Genomic DNA, 21,174 nt, shown 5'->3' with positions numbered 1-21,174 from the left:
AACGCCTTGCGTTTTCCGCTACCCCCTCTGCGGGCTCAAACGCCGCCCGCAACGCCTGCTAATTAATCTTTTAAAAGAGGTATATATGAAAATTAAAAAACTTGACGAGACTTTGAAGGCAAATGAATATCCTGGACGCGGAATCGTTGCAGGTCTTTCTGCTGATGGCAAATATGCAGTCTCTGCTTACTGGACAATGGGCCGAAGCGCAGGCAGCCGAAACCGTGTTTTCGTTACAGAAACTGAAGATGGAACAGAAGTCGTCCGCACAAAGGCTTTTGACGAAAGCTTGATTGCCGGCGATCCAAGCCTCATCATCTACGCCGCTGTCCGTCAGCTTGGTGCCAAAACAATCGTCACAAACGGCGACCAGACAGACACAATTTTCGAAGGTCTCAAAAAAGGCGAAACTTTCGAACAGTCACTCCGAGTCCGCAAATACGAGCACGATGCCCCAAACTTCACCCCGCGCATTTCATCATTGCTCAATGTCGAGGGCGGCAAGTACGACTACGCAATCTCAATTTTGAAGAGCGACAACGGAAACGGCGACAATTGTCTCCGCTTCACATACACTTACGACAATCCTCAGAAAGGCGAAGGGCACTTTATCCACACATACATGGGTAACGGCAATCCTCTGCCAAGTTTTGAGGGCGAGCCTGAGAAAGTCGAAATCAAAGGCACAATCGACGAATTTGCCAACATGATTTGGACAAGCCTCAACGAAGAGAACAAGGTTTCACTTTTCGTTCGCTACATCGACATCGCCACAGGCAAGTACGAAGAAAAGATTATTAATAAAAATAAGTAATTGAAATCCGTTATATGCACCACACTTTTAGTCGAAACTTCTCCGCAAGGGCTTCCTCTGGGGGCGGCTTGTATCGCAAGCTCCATTAAGGCTGACCCTCGCACGAGCGGGCAATTTTCTGTCTCGCTCGTTGATTTTTCGCTTGAAGAGCAGGAGATTGTGCTTGCAAAGCAGAACGGCGGCGATTATGCGGTCTCGGCTCTGCTTGCTTCACGGCTTGCTTCAAAAAAGCCTGATTTTGTGTGCTTTTCGGTCTATGTCTGGAACCGCGTAATTCTTGAAAAAACTTGCCTTGAGCTAAAAAAACTTCTGCCGGACTGTGTTTGCATTTCCGGCGGCCCCGAAGTCACCGCTAATCCGCTTTCTTTCCACAGCTTTGACTATATGATTGCAGGTCAGGGCGAGCGGGCGATGACTGAGCTTTTGAACCATCTTGCAGAAGAAAAACCACAGATTACACAGATTACACAGATTACACAGATTTCCGGGAACGGTTGCGATCAAGAAATTACCACAGATTGTAATTCGGGAAATGACAATGAGACTACCGGTTTTGCGTTTGGGGTGCAAGGGGTCTATCGAAGCGGAAATCCATCTCCTGAGGGGCAATCAAATCCAATCATCCGGGCTTGTCCGCTTCCACCTGACCTTACGGCTTCTCCTTACCTTGACGGCACTCTTGATGTTAGCAAATACGGCGGGGCTTTGTGGGAACTTGCGCGTGGCTGCCCTTTCAAATGCTCTTACTGTTACGAGTCAAAGGGCGAAAAGAAAATCGCTTACTTTCCGATGGAACGGCTTGAAAAGGAAATCGAGCTTTTTGCCAAAAAAAATATCTCTCAGGTGTTCGTGCTTGACCCGACCTACAACGCGAGCAAAGAGCGGGCAATCAAAATGCTCAAAATCATCGAAAAAAAGGCTCCGGGAATGTTCTTCTATTTTGAAGCTCGTGCTGAGTTTATCGACAGGGAACTTGCCCGAGCTTTTGCCCGTATTCCGTGCTGCCTTCAGATTGGTCTTCAGAGCGCGAATCCCGAAGTTCTCAAAAATGTTCACCGCACGCTGGACAAAAAAAAGTTTGAGAAAAATATCGGTTTTTTGAACGAAGAAGGAGTCACTTTTGGCTTCGATTTGATTTACGGTCTTCCAGGCGACAATTTCAACGGTTTCTGTGAGAGCATCGACTTCGCGCTCGCTCTTTATCCGAACAACCTGGAGCTTTTCTGCCTGAGTGTTCTTCCTGGCACGGACTTGCACGACGCTGCAAAAGGTTTTGGCCTGGAGTGGGAAAGCCAGCCTCCGTATCATGTCTTGCGTACACCTCAGTTCAGTGAAAAAGACCTGGCAAAGGCTGAAAAACTAGCCCTTGCAACGAATCTTTTTTACACGAAAGGCCGTGCTGTCGCATGGTTCAATCCGATTCTGTATGTTCTGCGTGAAAAGCCGAGCGAATTTTTGAAAGGATTCACAAATTATATTGAAAGCGGATTTTTGTCATCGGAGCAGAAAAGCAAGTTCGCTTCGACAGGCTCAATCCGTGACTGGTCAGCAGAAAAAAATTCTACTCAAATCGAAGAGCTTCAAATCGCTTTTATTCAGAAGAAATTCCGTGAAAAGCACAAAGATCGATTCCTGCCGGCTGCAGAAGATTTAATCAGAATCCATTCGGCACTCGGTCGCTGCACTTTCGACGGCACTGAGTCCACATTCAGCACTCACTATCACCCTGACGATGTAATGAGCGAGTACGGCACTGACATTGAATTCTTCACCGAAAATTGCGGAAAACAAAAAAGCAAAGTCAAAGTCTTTGTGGGCGAGAATGGCGCGGACTGGCGGACAGTTTAAAGACTCATTCCCAGAGCTGCCGCGAACTGCCAGTAATGCTGCGTGACATTGTATGCCAGACCCATTGCAAGAGCCGGGAAGGCAACTTTTGCAAGATAGAATCTTATGCCACCGTTCGGGCCGTGCATGAATTTGTAGTCTGATTTTTCATCATCTGGCGGCGGGAAATCCTGTGTGTAGACGACCTGATAATCTCCGTAAATCGAAAGCAGTGCCCATGAGAATTTTTTGACCGCGACTTCAAATCCTGCATTGCCACCGATAATCCGTTCTGTCTTGAAATATCCAGGAAGAATCGAAACAGAGCCGGCTCCCTTGTCCTTGAACTGCGAAAGATGATTTTTCCTGCCGTAAGAGCCTGAAATCTTTTGATACATTCGGAGGCGGGGAGTGAAAATTGGATGCTGCTCACCGATTGAGAAAGAATATTCCTGCGGATAGCGGAAGTCACTGTCTTCGGAATTTGTAAGCCCGATTTCTGCGGAAATTGAAGCGGAATTCGTTGACATGAAAAAACCGTTCCAGTCAGATTTGGAATATCCGAAACTGAGCGATGTCGAACCGATTCTTATTGATTCCGGCGTGCTGTCTTTCGGGTAATCTTCATGGTCGTCGGTTGAGCACAGCTTGAAACTGTAGCCGTTTGAAACTGAAAAATGCTCTCCAATCTTTTCGCTGATTGAAAATCCGGCAGAAAAAGCCTTTGCCCTGTATTTAAAAACCGGGTCTTCATCAAGATTTTCCAGCTCCGGGGTGCTTTTTGAGCCGGAAACAAAGATTGAAAATCCAGGAATCCAGTTTTCTTTTGGCGGCCTTGAGACTGATGCCATGCCGGTCATTGAGTCGCTGGAAAAAAATCCGCCAATCATGAACATGTCCTTGCGGCCAAAGGCATTTGTGTCCATGACGATTCCGCCTGCCATAAATCCTGAGCTTGAGGCCATTGCGAACGGAAGCGGAATGAATGTGATTTTTTCTTTTACCGAGACATTGATTTGGGCTTCGGTTTCAGAGATTTGCTCTAAGTTGATGTGGATGTCGTCAAAAAGGCCTTCAAGCTGAACTGCCGTTTCAAAATCGTGCATGTCAGTTTCGGCAACGGTTTTGCCAGTAAATTTTTTGAATTTGGGCTGGATGTAAGATTCGCGAGTTTTTTTAAGACCGATGAAGTTGATTTTTGAGACAATAAGATTCTGGTCGATTTCGGAATTTTCTGAATTATCAGAAGGATTTTCTTCATTTTGCCGCTGCTTTTGCGCTTCTTTTTCCTCGACATTCAGTTCGTCAGCGGTGTTTTTTACAGATTCGGCACGGATTTTTCCGTTGAATTCTTTTGCCTGATCTTGTGCGGAAAGAAAAACTGAAACACAGCCGAAAAGTGCGATGGCGATAAACTTCTTCATATTATTAAAGATTGTATTAAAATTAACTGATTTTCACAAGGCAAGAAAAATGCTAAAATGCGTTAGGGGTAGGAGCGGCAGCGTTAGCTGTTGCCGTCAGGCAATGGAGCCGAAAGGCGGAACCGCGGATGGCCCGACCCGAACAAAGTGAGGGGAACGCCCAATGAAAAAATTTTTACTCATTTTTCTTTCTCTTTCTTTTTTCTCCTGCATGAGTTCTCGGCTTGAATCAAATTTTTCGCCTGTTTATGTGACTAATTCTGCAAAATTCGCGCTTCTGCCGCCTGAGTCGATGGCCGGGGTAGTCGATAAGGAGCAGAAACTTTCGGCACGCTTCGGCAAGTTTGAATTTGAGACTGACATTTACACCCTTGCTGATTCGGAGCAGCTTTCGATGATAATCATGAGCGAATTCGGCACGACGATGGCAAGTTTTTTTTATGATGGCGAAAGTCTGGATTTTGATACGGGCGTTTTTCCCAAAGAATTCAAAGCGGAGTACATAATCGCTGATTTTCAGTTCGGCATGTATGATGAAGCGGCAGTTAAGGCTGAGCTGGCAAAAATCGGCATTGATTTTGAAGTCGTCCAATATTGTGAAACTGACGGAACTTGCTTCGAGACCAGAACATTGTCGCAAAAAGGCAAGGTTATTGAAAAAATCACGAAAAACGAAGAGTCCATCCACTACGAAAATTTTCTCCGGGGATATTCTTACACTTTGACAGGAGTTGAATCATGACAGACACCAAGATTTATCTTTCAGAACCAGGCTTTATCTGCGGCGCGGGCGATTCTGAAAATTCTGAGCAATTCATAAAAAACATTTCCAGCGGGAACAGAGACGGAATCAAAAAAATCGAATGTGATTTGGTCGGCGATGAAGGCGTAAAATCTTTCTGGCTCGGAAGAATCGCTGATGAAAAATTAAAGCCAACCGGCGACAAATTTGACTCACGATGCCTCAGGATTTTGGATTTCGCCCTCAATTCAATAGAAGAAACTGTGCAAAAAGCGATTTCAAAATACGGAGCAAAAAAGGTAGGGGTGTGCGTAGGCTCTTGCGACAACGGAAGCGAACTTTCTTTTTACGGCCACAAAGAATTTTTTGAGAATGGAGCATTTTCTGGCGATTACGATTTGAAGCTTCAGGGAGCAGACCATCAGGCGGTGTTCACAAAGAAAAAATTCGGAACAGAAGGAATCGCGCTTTCATTTTCAACGGCCTGCTCATCTTCGGCAAGCGCAATCATCAAGGCAAAGGAGCTGATTCTTTCCGGGATTTGCGATGCTGTGATTGCAGGCGGAGTCGACGTGACGGAATATGCCGTTATGCTTGGATTTGACCGGCTCGAAGCAATAGACCACGAAAAAACAAATCCTTTTTCAAAAAACAGGAACGGAATCAATGTCGGAGAAGGCGCGGCATTTTTTGTCCTTTCAAAAGATGATTTGGACGGGACTGGAATTGTTCTGGCCGGAACTGGCGAATCAAGCGACGCTAACCATGTGACAGCCCCTCTCGCCGACGGAACAGGAGCTGAACAGGCAATGCAGGCAGCTTTAAAAGATGCAAATCTTCCTGCAAGCGAAATTGATTACATAAACCTTCACGGAACAGGCACGCACTTGAACGACAGCATGGAAGGAAAGGGCATTGAGCTTGTTTTTGGCACTTTGCGTTCCGAGGCGGGCATAAGCGTTCCTTGCTCCTCAACAAAGCCGATGACCGGACACACGCTTGGAGCCGCGGCAAGCCTTGAACTGGCAGAATGCTTTTACGCGATAAAAAATCAGTTTTTGCCGGTTCATGTCTGGGATGGAGTCAGGGACAAGGAAATTCCTGACCTTAATCTTGTTACGCCTGACAATATGGAAAAAATCGTCAGGAATCACGAAATCGGCTGCTGCATGAGCAATTCTTTCGCGTTCGGCGGGTGCAACGCATGCCTCATAATAAGGAAAGAAAAATGAAAATCGAGCACGAAGAACTGGCGGAGCTTGTTCCTCAGAAAGGAAAAATGTTCCTTCTGGGGCGCATTTGCGAGGCAAATCCGAATGAATGGACAATCGAAAGCGAGACAAAAATCACGGAAAACTTTATGTTTTTTGACGAAACGACTGGCGGTGTGCCGAATTATGCCTGCTTTGAGCTGATTGCACAGACTGTCGCAACTCTGAACGGTCTTTTTGCGCGCGAAAACAATCTTGAGCCGAAAATCGGGTTCATTCTGAGCGTTTCAAACCTCAAATTTGACTTTGACTTGATAAAAGCCGGCGAAACTGTAAGAATCAAGGCCTGGCGGGAAACGGACATGGACAGCGTTTCATCTTTTGCCGCTGAAATCTACATTGACGAAAAATTGAGCGGAAGCGGAAAACTCACAGCGATGCAAGCGGAAAGTTAAAAGTGGAAAACGGAAAGTTAGCGGTGATAACTTCAACAATCTCAATCACCGTATTATGAATGGGAGGTTTTTATGAATGAGAATGATGGCAAGAAAGTTTTGGTGACAGGAAGCTCTGGCGGAATCGGGCGGGCAATTGCTCTGCAGGCGGCACAGGCAGGCTATGAAATTGTCGCGCACTACAATAACGGAAAAGAAAAAGCGGAATCCTTAAAAAATGAAATTGAATCGGCCGGCGGAAAATGCTCCCTGATTCAATTTAATATTTCTGACCGGGAAGACTGCAAAAACAAGCTCGAAAAATGGTCGGAAGAAAACGGAGCCTTCTGGGGAATCGTCTTGAACGCAGGAATTTGCCGTGACAATGCTTTTCCGGCCCTCTCGGATGAAAATTGGGATGATGTTCTGCACACAAACCTTGACGGATTTTACAATGTCCTGAAGCCGCTCGTAATGCCTCTGTGCAGGAAAAAGCGAGGCCGAATCATTACGATTGCAAGCGTTTCCGGCGTAATCGGTAACCGCGGTCAGGTGAACTATTCTGCCAGCAAGGCAGGCATTATCGGAGCGACAAAAGCCCTGGCCGTGGAACTTGCGAGCCGAAAAATCACCGTGAACTGCATCGCGCCGGGCTTCATCGAAACCGAGATGATTAAGGATGCACCGGTCGAGCAGATTCTTCCGACAATCCCGATGGGACGGGCAGGGAAGCCGGAGGAAGTTGCTTCACTTGCCGTATATCTGCTCAGCGAAAGTTCAAGTTACATTACCAGACAGGTAATTTCCGTAAATGGCGGAATTATCTGATTGAATACCAACTTATGACAGTTTTTTAAAAGTGTTGTAACCCTTTGTTTTTCGGTATAGAATATAACGGATTTTATTTTAAGGATTTCACTTAATGGGAAAAAGACGCGTCGTAGTTACAGGTGGCGGAATCATCAGCGTGCTTGGAAAAGACTGGAACACGATTCTGGCAAATCTTAAAGCAAAAAAGAATTTCATTCACTATGTAAAAGAATGGGATGAACGTTATCCCCTCATGAACACAAGGCTCGCATCTTTCGTTGATTTTGAAATCGACAAAAACAAATATTCACGAAAGGCTCTCCGCGGAATGGGCAGGGTTTCACAGATGGCTCTTGTGGCAACCGATTCTGCTCTTGAAGATGCAGGATTATTAGGCAGCCCGGAACTTTCCGGCGGAATGACAGGTATTTCCTACGGCTCATCAATCGGAAGCGTTGACCCGCTCATGGACATGTACGCAATGCTGGTCACAAACGACACAAGCAAGGTCAGTTCATCAACTTACATCAAGGCAATGCCTCAGACCTGCGCCGCAAACCTCGAAGTCTACTATCATCTCACCGGGCGAATCATAATCTCAAACACGGCCTGCACATCCGGCTCACTCTCAATCGGTTACGCTTACGAGACAATCCAGAACGGTAAGCAGGACATAATGATTGCGGGCGGAGCCGAGGAATTCAGTCCGATGACGACGGCAACTTTCGACACGCTTTTCTCGACATCAACCAAAAACAGCACCCCGGAGCTTACACCAAGCGCTTATGATGTTCACAGGGACGGACTGGTAATAGGCGAGGGAGCCTGCACTTTAATTCTTGAGGAATACGAGCATGCAAAAGCCCGTGGAGCAAAAATGTACGCGGAAATAGTCGGATTCGGAACAACAACTGACGGAACGCACATCACTTCTCCAAATCAGCCGACAATCGCGCGTGCTCTCCAGCTTGCAATTGACGATGCCGGAATTTCCCCGGACAAAATAGGCTACATCAACACGCACGGGACAGGAACTACGATGGGCGACATAACTGAAACTTCCGCCACTTTCGATGTTTTTAAAAGAGCGGTCCCTGTCTCAACCGTAAAGAACTACATCGGTCACACGCTCGGAGCATGCGGTGCAATCGAGTCATGGCTTACAATCAACATGATGAATGAAGGCTGGTTCCTGCCGAATATCAACCTGAAGGAAATCGATCCGAAATGCGCGCCCCTTGATTACATCACCGGAGATGGCCGTGAAATCGACACCGAATATGTGATGAACAACAATTTCGCATTCGGTGGCATAAACACAAGCTTAATTTTTAAGAAAATAAAATAGATTTTTTCATACGGAGGATTAAAAATGAAAAAACTTATTGCAACCTTGGCCGCGGGACTTGCGCTCGCAGTAAACGCCTTTGCGGCACCCACTTATGACAAAGATCCAAACGCATATATCATCGACTCACAGGATCTTGCAGGCGAACTCAAAAACAATGTTGAAATCGTAAATGTTTCAATGGCAACAAATTTTGAAGTAACAGTTTACGGATGGCATGAGAACAGAAAAGACTGGCTCGAATTCGGTAAGACCCGCCTTTACGGAATCGGTGACAAACAGGTAATCAAGCCTGTCGATAAATACAATCGCGGACTTTCAACATTCAGATATTTCGCAGTCGTATCTACGGCAAAACAGACATTCAAATACAGCGTTGCCGCGGCAAAAAAAGACCTTCATGTCTGGTTCTATGATGACCGCGTTGTTGATGATTCACACTTCAAGAAATTTGACACAAGCCTTTTCCCAGTCGGATTCTCAGGTCTCAAAGTCGCAGCAGGCCCGAACCTCAAGATGGGAGCAACATTCCGAATCGAAGCTTATGATGACGAAGAAGAAGAAAACAAAGCCGGAGCAATCGCGATTCTCAAAGGCCCAAAATCATCTGACACTTATGCGACAACAACTGCCGGCAAGAAATTCGGTGAATACAAATACATCAAAATCATTTCCCGCGAAGAAAAGGATTTCAAGTATACAACAAGTTTTGAGCGAAATAATCTTGTAATCACGGTTGATGAGTAAAACAATTAGAGGTGTTCTGAAAGTTGCAGTTTCCGAGCACCTCTATTCTATTCTGACAAATTGACAATTTTTGTCGAAATAGATAGGATTAAAACATTAGAATTTCAGGAGATAAAAAATGGCTGTAATTAAACCAATGATTCGCTCAAATATTTGTATCAACGCTCATCCAATCGGATGCGCACGCGACACAGAGCATCAGATTGAATACGCAAAAGAACAGAAAGCAAAAAAAGGAATTAAGACCGCAAAAGAAGGCGGATATGCTCCAAGTAATGTCCTCGTTCTCGGTTGCTCAACAGGATACGGACTGGCAAGCCGAATCATGGCCGCTTTTGAATACGGAGCAGACACAATCGGTGTTTCTTTTGAAAAAGAGCCGACTGTAACAAAAGGCGGAACACCAGGCTGGTACAACAACAAGGCATTTGACCGTGCTGCCACTAAAGCTGGTCTCAGAACAGCCACTTTCAACATGGACGCATACAGCGATGAATGCCGAAAGGCAATAATTGATGAGGCTAAGAAATGGGGCGTAAAATTCGACCTCATTGTTTATTCTTTGGCTTCTCCTGTACGAACAGATCCTGACACAAAAGTAATGTACCGCTCAGTTATCAAACCTGTTGGCCAGGCTTACGGCGGTGCATCTTTGGACATGATGACCGAAAAAATCAGCACGATGGAAGCACAGCCGGCAGAAGGCGACGACATCCCTAACACAGTAAAAGTTATGGGTGGCGAAGACTGGGAACGCTGGATTAAATACCTCGGCGATGCTGATTTGCTCGCAGACGGATGCCGAACTCTGGCATATTCTTACATCGGACCAAAATATTCTCACCCGATTTACCGCGATGGCACAATCGGTGCTGCAAAAAAAGACTTGGAAGCTCGCGCAAAGAACATCGATGCGGTCCTCAAAAAGATTGGCGGCGCAGCTTATGTTTCAGTCAACAAAGGCCTTATCACTCGTTCAAGTTCAGTAATTCCTGTAATCACAATGTACCTCGGCTGCCTCTTCTTCGTTCAGAAAAAGCAAGGCTCACACGAGGGCTGCAAAGAGCAGATTGAAAGGCTTTTCACAGAGAGACTTTACACAGCTGACAAAAAAGTTCCAGTTGATGAAGAAGGCCGAATCCGAATCGATGACTGGGAGCTTGACCCGAAAGTTCAGTCTGAAATCGATGAGCACATGAAAGTCGTAAACGAGCAGAACCTGCACGACCACATCGATGTAGAAGGAATCCGAAAAGACTTCCTGAACATCAACGGCTTCGCAGTTGACGGCGTTGACTACGAAAAAGACATCACAGACATGACTGCTATTGATTAAAAAAATGGCGAGTTTTGGAAACTACAGATTATTTCAAAACTCGCCATTTATAATTTGATGTGATTTAATATTTTTATTCCATTATTATGAAAAAACGCGTATGTTTATCAGCCTTGCTTCTGATGTTGATACTTTCATGTAAATTGTATGCCTTGTCCATTGGCGTTATAGAGCCTGACTCCCTTAAGGGAATTCTTACAAATGATTTAAGAAACCTTTGGTTTGATAATGCAATTTCATTTGAGGAAATCACAGAACTTGATACAGATTGTTCAGCAGCGGAAATGACCTTACATGCTCAGAGAAGTGGCTTTGCTTTTATAATCTATGGATTTTTAGAAAAAGATGATTCAAAATGCAGTGCAGAACTCAGGCTTTTGAATGTTGACAGTCGGAAAACTGATAAATTTTTTTATGCATCCGACGAGCTTGATTCAATTCCCCGCCTTTCAAAGACTCTTGCCAGTCATATACATGAATACTTATGCGAGCGGTTTTCTATTAATGAAACAGAGTTCAAGCGTTTTTACAAACTGGACTTGACCCTTTCAGGCGGATACTGGACTTATACCTATCCGACATGGGCAGATTTGTTTTTAGGCATTGTAAACTCTCGTATAGGCATGGAATTTCACCCTGCATTGGATTTTAAGTTCCGCAAAAATGATACAATTGATTTTTCGATTGCTTTTAATGCTGGTTATCGTTATGGAAAAGGTAAGGACGATAGATATAACGCCCTTTTCCATGGAACAGACTTTTCACTTCCCATTATGTTTAACTGGAATCCAACAGAAATTCATTCACTTAAATTTGGAATCGGCCCGGCTTTCCAGCTTGGATTTGTAAAATGGACTCCACTCTATGAGGATGAGGAGATGAAAAAAATATATCAATGGGGAATAACTTCCTTTATAGAGGGGCGAGTTTTTTTAACACGGAAATTTGGTTTCTCAATGGGAGTGGGAGGAACATATTATTTTATAAATAAAAATGTTCCTGAATTCTCTGCTAATATTGGCGTGGTGTTTACACCTTGCAAAAAGGCGGCTTCCCGATGAAAAGAAAGATTGCGTTTTTCCTTCCCCTGATTTTTATAATTCTTTCATGTCAAAATGACCTGTATGACTTTCTTTCGAGGACATCCGTTGACCCCGATGTTTCAGACCCGCCGTCCGTTGTTTCTTATGCTGAGAAAGATACAATATTTTTAAAATGGAATGAGGATGTCGCCTGTGATTCTTATGTTCTTCTCAAGGCTAAAGACAGCATTAATCTTGATTTTTTTGAAATTTACAGGGGCAAGCAGCTTTCTTATACAGACAAAGAGCTTGTTTCGGGCGAGAGATATTTATACAGGCTTGATAAGATTCGAGGTAAGAAATATTTTACTTCGCCAGTGTATGAGTACGGGATTTGCTCCGAAATAACTGCGGAACAGACCGATGACAACAATTCAAAAGACAAGGCTGTCCTTCTTGAAAATGAATATCAGGCCAATTTGTATTTCGTCCGGTTCTATGACGGAAAGGAACTATGCGATTACGACTGGTATAAGGTTTCCGTTCCAGCCAAGCATACCGTGCATATAACCGTTACAGAATCTAATCTTGCAGATACAGAAACTAATACGCATTTCATGTATATAGAACCTCTTTATGAAAGCGTGGTTGTTCCTCAGTCAAAATCAATTCCCCTGAAAAATACTTCCTACGAAACAAAAATCATGCAGTTCGCAATTTATCCGAATACGACTTCTTTTGAAAATCTATTCATTGATTCAGAGACGACAGGTGCTGTCTGCCGTTCTTACACCGTAAAGCTTGCTCAAATAGTGAATGATTAAAGGATTTTTTTATGACCAGGTATAAACTTTTATTTTTCCCGGCATTATTAAGCGTTTTCTTTCTCTCCTGCGGAACAGAAGTTTATTCAGACAACGAGATTTCTCCCGTCATTGATTCTTCATCAAAAATTGAACAGACGGATGAGCTTTTTACTAAGAGCGATACAAATGAGAACCTTTATACTTTCAAAACAAAAAACAAGTCCTATCTTAATTCAAAGGGTACTACCCTTTGGTCTGTAAAGAAAAAACACTCTGAAGATGAGACATTCAGCAGCCGTACAGTGCGTGTCGTAAAGGAGAGCGGTTCTGCAAACGCGGGTTTTGGAATTGTTTTTTGCGTGCAGGAGTCCGAGATAAAGGGAGTCTTCAACATGCTGACGGTTTTACTTAACACGAACGGACAGTATGCCGTTGGGAAAATAATCAAGGGAAATTACACGAACCTGCAATGGTGGACGGACAGCAAATTCATAAACCGTGGATATGGGGCAATCAATTACATACACATAGAATATAATCCAGAAACTACAGAGTTTTCGCTTAAATTGAATGGAGCGGAAGTCTTTAAATTTTCCGACTCAGGCACTTCTCCAAGGCTTTGTTCGGGGGATGATGGTTATGCGGTAGTTATTGATGGAAAAGAAAATTTTACGCTTTCAAATACAAAAGTAACATTTCTTGAGAAGGAAGATTAAAAATGAGACGATTGCTTACATCTTTTATTGCCGGTATATATCTTCTATCTATAAATCCAATGCCACTGTTTGCACAGAAGAATACTTCTATTGTAAAAGACAGCGTACCTCAAAAAGAAAAAAAATCTTCTGTCCTGATAAAAGCCGATAAGGGCGGAAAAGTATCTTTAGGCGATGCAAGCGTTGAGATTCCAGCAAATGCACTTGAAAAGGACACGGAGATAAGCATCACAAGGCTTTCATCTGTCGCAGAGACTGGCGAAGGGCTTGAGAATGTCACTTGCGGTGGCGGCGGTTACAGGTTTTTACCGGCTGGAACAAAGTTTAAAATTGATGCCGTCATAACACTGCCTTACGAACACTCAGTACAGCAAGGAGCTCTTGAAGAGACAAACACATATTTTTACGACACTGACATAAAAGAATGGGTTGCACTTGAACGAATTGAAATAGACCACAATAAAAGTTCAATCATAAGTCGTACATCTCATTTTACTGACATGATAAACGGTGCTCCGTCAATGCCCGAAAGTCCTTCCCCTGCTGATGTAAGTCTGAACAGCATAAAAAATCTTGAGGCTGCAAATCCTTCTGGAATTGTTCTCCCTCTTCAAGGATTAGAACCTTCTCCAACGGGTGAAGCTTCGTTTAATTTTGAACTTGAGATTCCAACAGGAATTCATGAAATGCAGCCTCATGTAACCCTTTCTTATTCAAGCGGGAGCAATTCTGGAAATGCAGGCCGCGGTTTTTCTATAAACGCCGCTTCCTCTATAACCACTGACACAAGACACGGATTGCCTGCCTACGATGGTGTGAGCGACACTTATTTAAAAGACGGAATTCTGCTTAAGCGGGAAAATAACGGCTCAGATGTGGTATTGGACAGATATAAGCCTTTAAAAGAAAATTCTTATGAGACAATAATTGCAAACAGAAGCAGTTCAAGCAAAAAAATCCTTTCATGGACTGTGACGACTAAAGACGGAAAGGTTTTAAAATACGGCAATGAACCGAAAAGTTACTCCAGCCAGCCTGAAAATGCAGAAAACCGATTCTCATGGTATGTTACTAAAGAAACTGATTTGCATGGAAATACGATAGATTATTCATACATAAATGACAATGAAAGCATCTATATATCCGAAATCTCATATTCAGGGAACAAAATTAAATTTGCTTATGAGAATCGTGAGGATGTCCGCGTAGATGCAAGATCGCGTTTTGTTCAGAGGAATGCCCTTCGTATAAAGTCTGTCACCACTTATTATGGCTCGACCTTACTAAAAACTTATTCATTTAATTATGAATATGGTCTGGCAAAACAAAGCATCCTGACTTCATTCTCATGCAGGAGTGGCAGTGCAGAATCTAATGACTGGAATTACACTTTTGAATATGAAAAGCCTGATTTTGTAAACGGCAAGCTAATCGTTTTTGACCCGATGACGGAATGGACAAACGGAAAGCCTCTGAATGTTCAGAATTCCTCTTCAAGCGGAGGAAATGTGACATTTTCTGCCGGTGGTGGATTTGGTCTGAGGAGTTTAGCTCCTGTCGCTACTTTTGGTTATCAGGGAAGTTCATCAAGCGGAAACTCATATACTGATTACATGACATTGGATTTAAATGGTGATGGTGTTCTTGATTGTGTCAGGCAGATTTCTGCGGACACCCTCGTTATATATAAGGGAAATTCGGACGGCTCATTTTCTGCAGGGCAGGCAATAAGCGGGATTCCACTTTCATATAAAATAGGCAAAGAGACAAATACTAATTCTTCACACGGAAGCCTGATTTATGGCGGTATTTCGACCACACTTCCAGTCAGTGCGGGTGTAACCCGCTCATCAATAAAGCAGTCTGGAGAATTAAAAGTTTACAGCATGTTCTCGGATATTGATGGCGATGGACTTACTGACATCATAGAAAAAGGGAATTCTTTTTATCTGAAAAACATATCTACGGATTCATCTTTTGCTTTTGAACCGCGAGGTTTGAATAATAATGTAAACGGAATTTATCGTGAATATACACATGAAGAAAAAAGCGAATATAATTCTGTATTCTATGTTCAAACTCCTTTCAGGGCATGGAGGGCACCTTTCACAGGAAGCATCGTCATGGAATACTCCGCTGACTGGATGGGCGGCAGTTCATCAACAAATTTTGCGGACATAATGATTTTCCACGGTGGCACAAGGCTTGACGAGAGACGGCTTTCATCTGTTTCTGAATCATACAAAAAAGCAATATCACTTTCCGTCAATGTGGGCGATTACATATATTTTGTATCAAGCCATAATAATGACACTAATTCTGTAAATGCTTATGATGTGGATTTACGGAATTCTGATATAAAATGGAATGTAAGCATAGCATTTTCAGACATACAGCCGTTTGACAGGCTTAATGCCAAGCTTTTCTTTTCAGAGCCAAGTGAATCGGTTTCCAGGACAGAATCCAGCAAAAAAATGCTGGAGCATGTTTATCCAGACTACCCGGAAATTGACAGCCTGTATAATAAGCCGGACATTACGGAAAACATGGATTCAGATGATGAAACGGTAATTTCATATACGGCTTTATGGTCTTTAAAATCAGACTGGCGTGATGTTGCGCATAATGCGGACGGATGCGCCAGATATTTCATCGACAACAATTTATTCTTCCCTATAGAGTTTACAAGCCCCCAGTTCAACGAGCTTTTTTCATGCATCTCAGATTCTGTAAGGCAGGAATTCTCATGCTTTGTTTATGATGCCGAGCGTGACATTTTCCATGTGACTGAGGAGTTGCAAAACAGCGGCAGCTTTGTTGAAAGAATGGGTAAAATCAGGAGCCTGCTGGACAAAGATGATGACAGGATTAATGGAATACTAAAAGAAACCCTCCATAATCATGATTTGTTTGGTTATACAGCAGAATGGCTTACAGATAACAAAGTTATCTTTTCAGATCCGAAAAGCATTCCCCTTGATTCCAAGAGGGAAGAGAAAAAAACTGGAAGCATTTATAAAAACGGAAAAAAGATTGTACTCAAAAAATATAACGGCAAGACGGCTCATATAGATGATGGAAAACTCTATATTGACGGCAGTGCAAAAAATAACAAAGTAAATGTAAAGTATAATGACGAAAAAGATTCTCTGACGGTTACGATTTCTGAAAAAAAAGACGATTCGGTTCAAGTTATATACAATTTTGATACATTTACAAAAATTGCACTTCGACTTGAAAAAGACGAACTTAAAACAATAAGGGATTTATGGGAATTTTCTATAGGAGATAACCGTAAGAAAATCACTTTGTCATATTGGAAATCTCTTCCCAAAGAAAATTTTGAAAGCGATGATTTTTATTTATCATTGGATGATGAGGAAAAAAAGTTCTTCCAAAAGTGTTTTAAGCTCGTCTCTAAAAAGGATATTGCTACTAATACAACAAATCTCTTTTATGAGAGGAATAAAAACCTGTCGGACGAGCAAATAAAACATGCAGACGAACTTCTTGATAATTATTCACTTTCCTGTTTCTACAATGAAATTGCCTCTGATTTCTATATGGAAGAAGAAAATTATTATTCTTTAAGGCAGGAATACCAGATTCTTTCTGAAAAAAATATTTCTGATACTATTGGTTTGTTTTCAGAATATGAAAAAGAAGAGAAAGAAAAATTAACTCAAAATGCAGGAAAACTTCAAGAAATATGTGCCAATGGAAGATATGGAAAGTATTTGAATCTTACAGCTAAAGTTTCTCATACAGTTCAGTCAGTCGGCATTGTAACAGATGATGTCAAAAACATCATTCTCATGGAATCAGAAACAGATGAAGATGCCATCAGCGTGCATGATTCCGTACACGGAACATTAAAGCTATCATGGCAGACCGAGGATGATTTTTCTATAGAGAACAATCAGAAAGAAAGAACTGTCGGAAACATAAACTTTTCAACAGATTCAATCTTATATGGTGGAATTAACAATTGGTATTGCGGAATCTGGAACGGAACAAGAAACGAAAACAGTTTTTCCGAGAAAAGGCTGAACTCAGTTTTGGACGGCATGAACGAATATAATACGCAGCTTGATGAAAATGCCTGTAAGTCCAAGGGAAGCGACCTTGAAAACAGTGTCAGAGAAATTGATGATAATTCTGTTCCACAGGAGTTTTTGAAGGATAATATTTTTACCCTGCCAGTTTCTTTTGATTCCTCAAACTATCCTGAATTCTCAGGCTCGGACGGAACTTTTACAGAGGCTGATACTAATGAAGATTTGTCTATTTCAAACATGCCAGGGCATATACTTGGGGATTTTTCTGTCATAAATGTGACCATCGAGCGTTGGACTACAGACGGAAATCTTGAGCAGGTACCAGTATCCAGATATTATGCTCCTTTTATTACAAAAAAAGGCGTTATACATGCAAACCGTTATGGAGGAAGCAGTTTCTATGACATTCTTTTTGATAACAGGGTCGGATTAGATTCCCTCCGTAAGACTGAAACGGATGGAACGATTAAGAAAATAAGCGGAAGTGTCACAGTATCTGGCGTAAGTGATGTTCTAAATCTTGTGGCTACTGCCAATGCAATAACAAATATTCTTAGTGACAAAGGATTTAAAATCAATATCAATAACCTGACTAGCTTTAGTAAGAATTTGTCAGGCGATGCCTCTGCCAAAATGGTTCAGAACATCATAGACATAAACGGTGACTCTATACCGGATTTAATACAATCCAATGGAATCAAAGCTAATGTTTACTATGGCAAATTAGACTCAAATGAAACTGTTTCCTACAATTCTTCTAATTATGAGATTATAGATAATTTAGGCTACATGAGTGGCAGCGAAATTGAAAATGAAGAAATATACAACGGCTCATTCAGTCCATTGGGCGCGCTTGTTCCTCAGTTCTCTGGGAAAGGAAAATTTTTAGGTGCTGTATTGTCTGGAGCTTTGTCCACGGCAGGAATCTCTGCCGCTGAAAGCGAGAACAGTCAGAAATACGGTTTTATTGATGTGAACGGAGACGGACTTTGTGATTATGTCAGAAACGGATTGGTATTTCTGAATGTAGGTGGAAATAAGCTCCTTCTTTCACAGACAGCCCACACTGTTTCAAATTTAGGTGAAGGAGCAAATTTAAGCGTCGGCCTTTCATTGACTCCGACAAATTTAATTACTGACAAAACCTGTCCTCAGCTTGTAAATTTAGGTACTCCAACCCTTTCTCTGACTGATACATCTAGTGCGACTATTTCAACACTTTCTTACAATGACATCAACGGTGACGGCCTAGTTGATAAGATAGAAAAGCAAATAGATGATGACTTTGCCAAAGTTTATTACAATAACGGCTCTTCTTTTGAAGAAAGCGGATTGATTGATTTTGTAGAATGGGATGTCACCGGATGTGTCACGCAGTTCATGAAGTGTTCTGACGGGGATGTATTTAAGGATTCCTGGCTTGCCGGAACATCAGTTTTTAACAGCAGTGCGATGACCGATTTTGCCTATTTGAATCCTTTTGGTGCCAATGAGAGAATCATGAGGCGTTATACTAACATGCTTGATTTCTCCAACACAATGTCCATTTCTCTGGAAGGCGGATTCGGTCAGAATTTTGATATTAAAATCCCGATACCATTAGTTCCTGTCTTGTTTGTTCATGTAATCTTGAAGGGTGATTCAGGAGCAAATACAAACTACAGTTTCACAGGCGTTACGACCCAACTCACAGATATTAACGGCGACGGCCTGCCAGACAGGGTTCTCCGTATACCCGGCGGAAGATTTGGAATGACGACTTATCAGGAGCATACATTTGTCCAGCTTAACAGGCTTGGAAAAATCGGCTTGCTCAAGGCTGTAAATCTTCCGCAGGGCGGACGATATGAGATTGAATATGACTTTGTTCCGGGAGGCAACCGTGCTGGAAGCGGCCGTTTTGCGATGCACCGTGTAACAAAAATTGAAAATCCTCTCATACAATCTGATGTTTACAATGTTTCGTATGAAGCCGCAGATAATACAAATGGCTTTGAGGAAACTGTAAATAAATATGTCACGACATTCAGTTATGCAGGCGGTTTTTATAACCGCTCAATAAAAGAATTCTTCGGTTATGACACCATCATAAAAACGCAGGGCTCAGGAAACGAAGCTGTAACAACAGTGACAGAGTATTACAACACAGAATACTACAATAAAGGAATGCAAAGGCGGGTTACAGTTTCGGATTGCAACGGTACAACCCATTCAGTACAGGACTATGAAATAGATTCCGCTCCTTATGCGAGGGTAACAAAGAAAACCGAGACCTCTTATGAATACAATGACCAGTCGCAGGGAATCTCCGTGACTACGGAATACTTCTATGACGACGACTGGGGCAATATCACTTCCCTCTTGGAGACGACGAGCGACAGCACGAAAGACATCTACGCTGAATTCGACTATGCGAAAGACTCTAATGTATTAAACCATGGCCTTATAACCGAACTTAGAGCTTACGAAGGAAATTCGGCTTCTGGAACCCTTATGAGGCGAAGATGTGCCGCCTACAACAAGGCTGGCGACATGCTTTCATTAAGCACCTACTATGACAAAGATTCATCAAGCACATATCATTTCAGCTATGAGTCGAACGGAAACATCAAATCTGTAACCGCCCCGAACAGCATGAAAAACTCGTTCACATATTACACAGACCCGCGTTTTGTCAGAACTGTCTCCGTTACAGGCAACGGCTGTGACACATATATAAGCGAGTACGAATGGGAATTTGCGCGTGAATTAAAGAAAAAAGAGACTGACCCGAATAAAAATTCAATGAAGTATGAGTACGACACGCAGGGGCGTCTCAAGGAAGTCTGGACTCCAGAGGATAAGGACAGCCCAGCCGTAAGCTACGAATACCGCAGGAGCGAAGACGGTCTCTGGTACTCAATCACGACCAACAAAACATTGTATGACAGGAGCGTTTCTTCGTCAAACCCAGTGATTCAGACTGTGGCCGTAAGCGACGGATTAGGCCGCGTTAAGTGGACGGCAAAGACAGGCTGTGTTACTGACGGTGGAACGGAGACCAAGCGGGGCTGGAATGTGAGCGGCCTTGTGACCTATGACAGCCTTGCACGCACAAAGGCCAGCGGCATGGTGCAGTTCTCTGAGGCATGGTCAATGGAAGCCTTGCTTTGTGACGAAAAGATTCTCGTTAATCCATCTTACACCGAGTACGATGCTAAAGGAAGGACTGTCAAAAGCATTCTGCCGAAGGACAGCGAGGGCAACACTCCCGAAAGCAGGACCGAATACATCATAACGGACGGCATGGCGGGAACGGTATCGACCGACCCGTTGAAGAACCGGACGGTGCAGGTATCTGATGCCCGCGGAAACATTGTTTACATGGAAAAACAGGACTCACACGGAAAAAAGCTTACATCAGTAAATTACTCTTACGATGTAATCGGGCAGATGCTTGAGGCATACAACGAGGACTCTACAAAGCCAATCACCGTAACCTATGACCTGGCGGGGCGTATGACGAGCCTTGCAAGCACGGACTCAGGCGAGAAACATTTCTTCTATGACGAGGCGGGAAACAAAGTCCGCGAGGACGACTCGCTTCTAAGGAGCAAGGGAGAGCAGATAAAGTACGAGTACGACGGCATGAACCGCCTTGTAAGGATTGACTACCCCGAAACAGCTGATACCGTCTACGAGTACGGCGGAGCGAACGCGGGCGGCAACGGAGCCGGAAAGATAATCAAAACCACCGACTCCACAGGCTCGATAGAATACAAGTACGGCTCTTTGGGTGAAGTCGTGGAAGAAACACGAAGCATCTACCGCATGAGCGCGGATGACAGCGACGGAACTTCAATCACCGCAACGATGAAATATGTCTCTGACTACCTCGGC

Annotated in this window: 14 protein-coding genes; 13 read left to right on the top strand and 1 reads right to left on the bottom strand. The window is 43.2% G+C overall.

Annotation, left to right across the window (positions count from 1 at the left end; all coding sequences use genetic code 11):
* Positions 1-85 precede the first annotated feature (85 nt).
* Together IJJ71_RS14425 and IJJ71_RS14420 are read left to right on the top strand one after the other, a co-directional pair.
* Positions 86-814, top strand: coding sequence for an IMP cyclohydrolase (locus tag IJJ71_RS14425; RefSeq protein ID WP_296848015.1), 729 nt, complete (start codon positions 86-88; stop codon positions 812-814).
* Positions 815-2,662 (top strand): B12-binding domain-containing radical SAM protein, encoded by a 1,848-nt coding sequence (locus tag IJJ71_RS14420; protein WP_296848014.1) that lies wholly within the window; start codon positions 815-817, stop codon positions 2,660-2,662.
* Here IJJ71_RS14420 and IJJ71_RS14415 read toward each other — a convergent pair.
* Positions 2,659-4,065 (bottom strand): outer membrane protein assembly factor, encoded by a 1,407-nt coding sequence (locus IJJ71_RS14415; protein WP_296848013.1) that lies wholly within the window; start codon positions 4,063-4,065, stop codon positions 2,659-2,661. The two genes, IJJ71_RS14420 and IJJ71_RS14415, sit on opposite strands and share 4 nt — an antisense overlap.
* A gap of 163 nt (positions 4,066-4,228) precedes the next feature.
* Here IJJ71_RS14415 and IJJ71_RS14410 point away from each other — a divergent pair, with 163 nt between their 5' ends.
* The 11 genes from IJJ71_RS14410 to IJJ71_RS14360 all read left to right on the top strand — a co-directional run.
* Positions 4,229-4,807, top strand: a complete 579-nt coding sequence (locus tag IJJ71_RS14410; RefSeq protein WP_296848011.1) for a DUF3261 domain-containing protein — start codon at positions 4,229-4,231, stop codon at positions 4,805-4,807.
* Positions 4,804-6,039: a beta-ketoacyl synthase N-terminal-like domain-containing protein gene (locus IJJ71_RS14405; RefSeq protein WP_296848009.1), complete on the top strand. Its 1,236-nt coding sequence runs from the start codon at positions 4,804-4,806 to the stop codon at positions 6,037-6,039. Before IJJ71_RS14410 ends, IJJ71_RS14405 begins: the two co-directional genes overlap by 4 nt.
* Entirely contained in the window at positions 6,036-6,473 is a 438-nt protein-coding gene (locus IJJ71_RS14400; RefSeq protein WP_296848007.1) for a hotdog family protein, read from the top strand. The genes IJJ71_RS14405 and IJJ71_RS14400 overlap by 4 nt, the downstream gene beginning before the upstream one ends.
* A gap of 72 nt (positions 6,474-6,545) precedes the next feature.
* Positions 6,546-7,280, top strand: coding sequence for a 3-oxoacyl-ACP reductase FabG (gene fabG / locus IJJ71_RS14395; protein WP_296848005.1), 735 nt, complete (start codon positions 6,546-6,548; stop codon positions 7,278-7,280).
* A 94-nt stretch (positions 7,281-7,374) separates the two neighbouring features.
* Positions 7,375-8,610 (top strand): beta-ketoacyl-ACP synthase, encoded by a 1,236-nt coding sequence (locus IJJ71_RS14390; RefSeq protein ID WP_296848003.1) that lies wholly within the window; start codon positions 7,375-7,377, stop codon positions 8,608-8,610.
* A 24-nt stretch (positions 8,611-8,634) separates the two neighbouring features.
* Positions 8,635-9,357: a hypothetical protein gene (locus tag IJJ71_RS14385; RefSeq protein WP_296848001.1), complete on the top strand. Its 723-nt coding sequence runs from the start codon at positions 8,635-8,637 to the stop codon at positions 9,355-9,357.
* A 118-nt stretch (positions 9,358-9,475) separates the two neighbouring features.
* A complete protein-coding gene (gene fabV, locus IJJ71_RS14380; protein WP_296847999.1) occupies positions 9,476-10,693 on the top strand; it encodes an enoyl-ACP reductase FabV in 1,218 nt (405 codons plus the stop codon).
* An 86-nt stretch (positions 10,694-10,779) separates the two neighbouring features.
* Positions 10,780-11,754, top strand: a complete 975-nt coding sequence (locus IJJ71_RS14375; RefSeq protein ID WP_296847997.1) for a TonB-dependent receptor — start codon at positions 10,780-10,782, stop codon at positions 11,752-11,754.
* The gene (locus tag IJJ71_RS14370; RefSeq protein WP_296847995.1) at positions 11,751-12,539 is read left to right on the top strand and encodes a hypothetical protein; all 789 of its coding nucleotides are present in this window, start codon (positions 11,751-11,753) and stop codon (positions 12,537-12,539) included. Before IJJ71_RS14375 ends, IJJ71_RS14370 begins: the two co-directional genes overlap by 4 nt.
* An 11-nt stretch (positions 12,540-12,550) precedes the next feature.
* Positions 12,551-13,237, top strand: coding sequence for a hypothetical protein (locus IJJ71_RS14365; protein WP_296847993.1), 687 nt, complete (start codon positions 12,551-12,553; stop codon positions 13,235-13,237).
* Positions 13,238-13,239: 2 nt separating this feature from the next.
* Positions 13,240-21,174, top strand: a 7,935-nt coding sequence (locus tag IJJ71_RS14360; RefSeq protein ID WP_296847992.1) for a SpvB/TcaC N-terminal domain-containing protein, incomplete at its 3' end; no start/stop codon positions are given.

Origin of the sequence: Treponema sp. (genome assembly GCF_017430385.1) — a bacterium.
Taxonomy (GTDB): Bacteria; Spirochaetota; Spirochaetia; order Treponematales; family Treponemataceae; genus Treponema_D.
This window is presented reverse-complemented; position numbering and strand designations above follow the sequence as displayed.

Excerpts from the sequence above, each read along its gene's own strand:
- IJJ71_RS14365 (WP_296847993.1), top strand. The coding sequence starts at position 12,551 with ATGACCAGGTATAAACTTTTATTTTTCCCGGCATTATTAAGCGTTTTC.
- IJJ71_RS14415 (WP_296848013.1), bottom strand. The coding sequence starts at position 4,065 with ATGAAGAAGTTTATCGCCATCGCACTTTTCGGCTGTGTTTCAGTTTTT.
- IJJ71_RS14410 (WP_296848011.1), top strand. The coding sequence starts at position 4,229 with ATGAAAAAATTTTTACTCATTTTTCTTTCTCTTTCTTTTTTCTCCTGC.
- IJJ71_RS14370 (WP_296847995.1), top strand. The coding sequence starts at position 11,751 with ATGAAAAGAAAGATTGCGTTTTTCCTTCCCCTGATTTTTATAATTCTT.
- IJJ71_RS14390 (WP_296848003.1), top strand. The coding sequence starts at position 7,375 with ATGGGAAAAAGACGCGTCGTAGTTACAGGTGGCGGAATCATCAGCGTG.
- IJJ71_RS14425 (WP_296848015.1), top strand. The coding sequence starts at position 86 with ATGAAAATTAAAAAACTTGACGAGACTTTGAAGGCAAATGAATATCCT.
- IJJ71_RS14405 (WP_296848009.1), top strand. The coding sequence starts at position 4,804 with ATGACAGACACCAAGATTTATCTTTCAGAACCAGGCTTTATCTGCGGC.
- fabG (WP_296848005.1), top strand. The coding sequence starts at position 6,546 with ATGAATGAGAATGATGGCAAGAAAGTTTTGGTGACAGGAAGCTCTGGC.
- IJJ71_RS14375 (WP_296847997.1), top strand. The coding sequence starts at position 10,780 with ATGAAAAAACGCGTATGTTTATCAGCCTTGCTTCTGATGTTGATACTT.
- IJJ71_RS14400 (WP_296848007.1), top strand. The coding sequence starts at position 6,036 with ATGAAAATCGAGCACGAAGAACTGGCGGAGCTTGTTCCTCAGAAAGGA.
- fabV (WP_296847999.1), top strand. The coding sequence starts at position 9,476 with ATGGCTGTAATTAAACCAATGATTCGCTCAAATATTTGTATCAACGCT.
- IJJ71_RS14385 (WP_296848001.1), top strand. The coding sequence starts at position 8,635 with ATGAAAAAACTTATTGCAACCTTGGCCGCGGGACTTGCGCTCGCAGTA.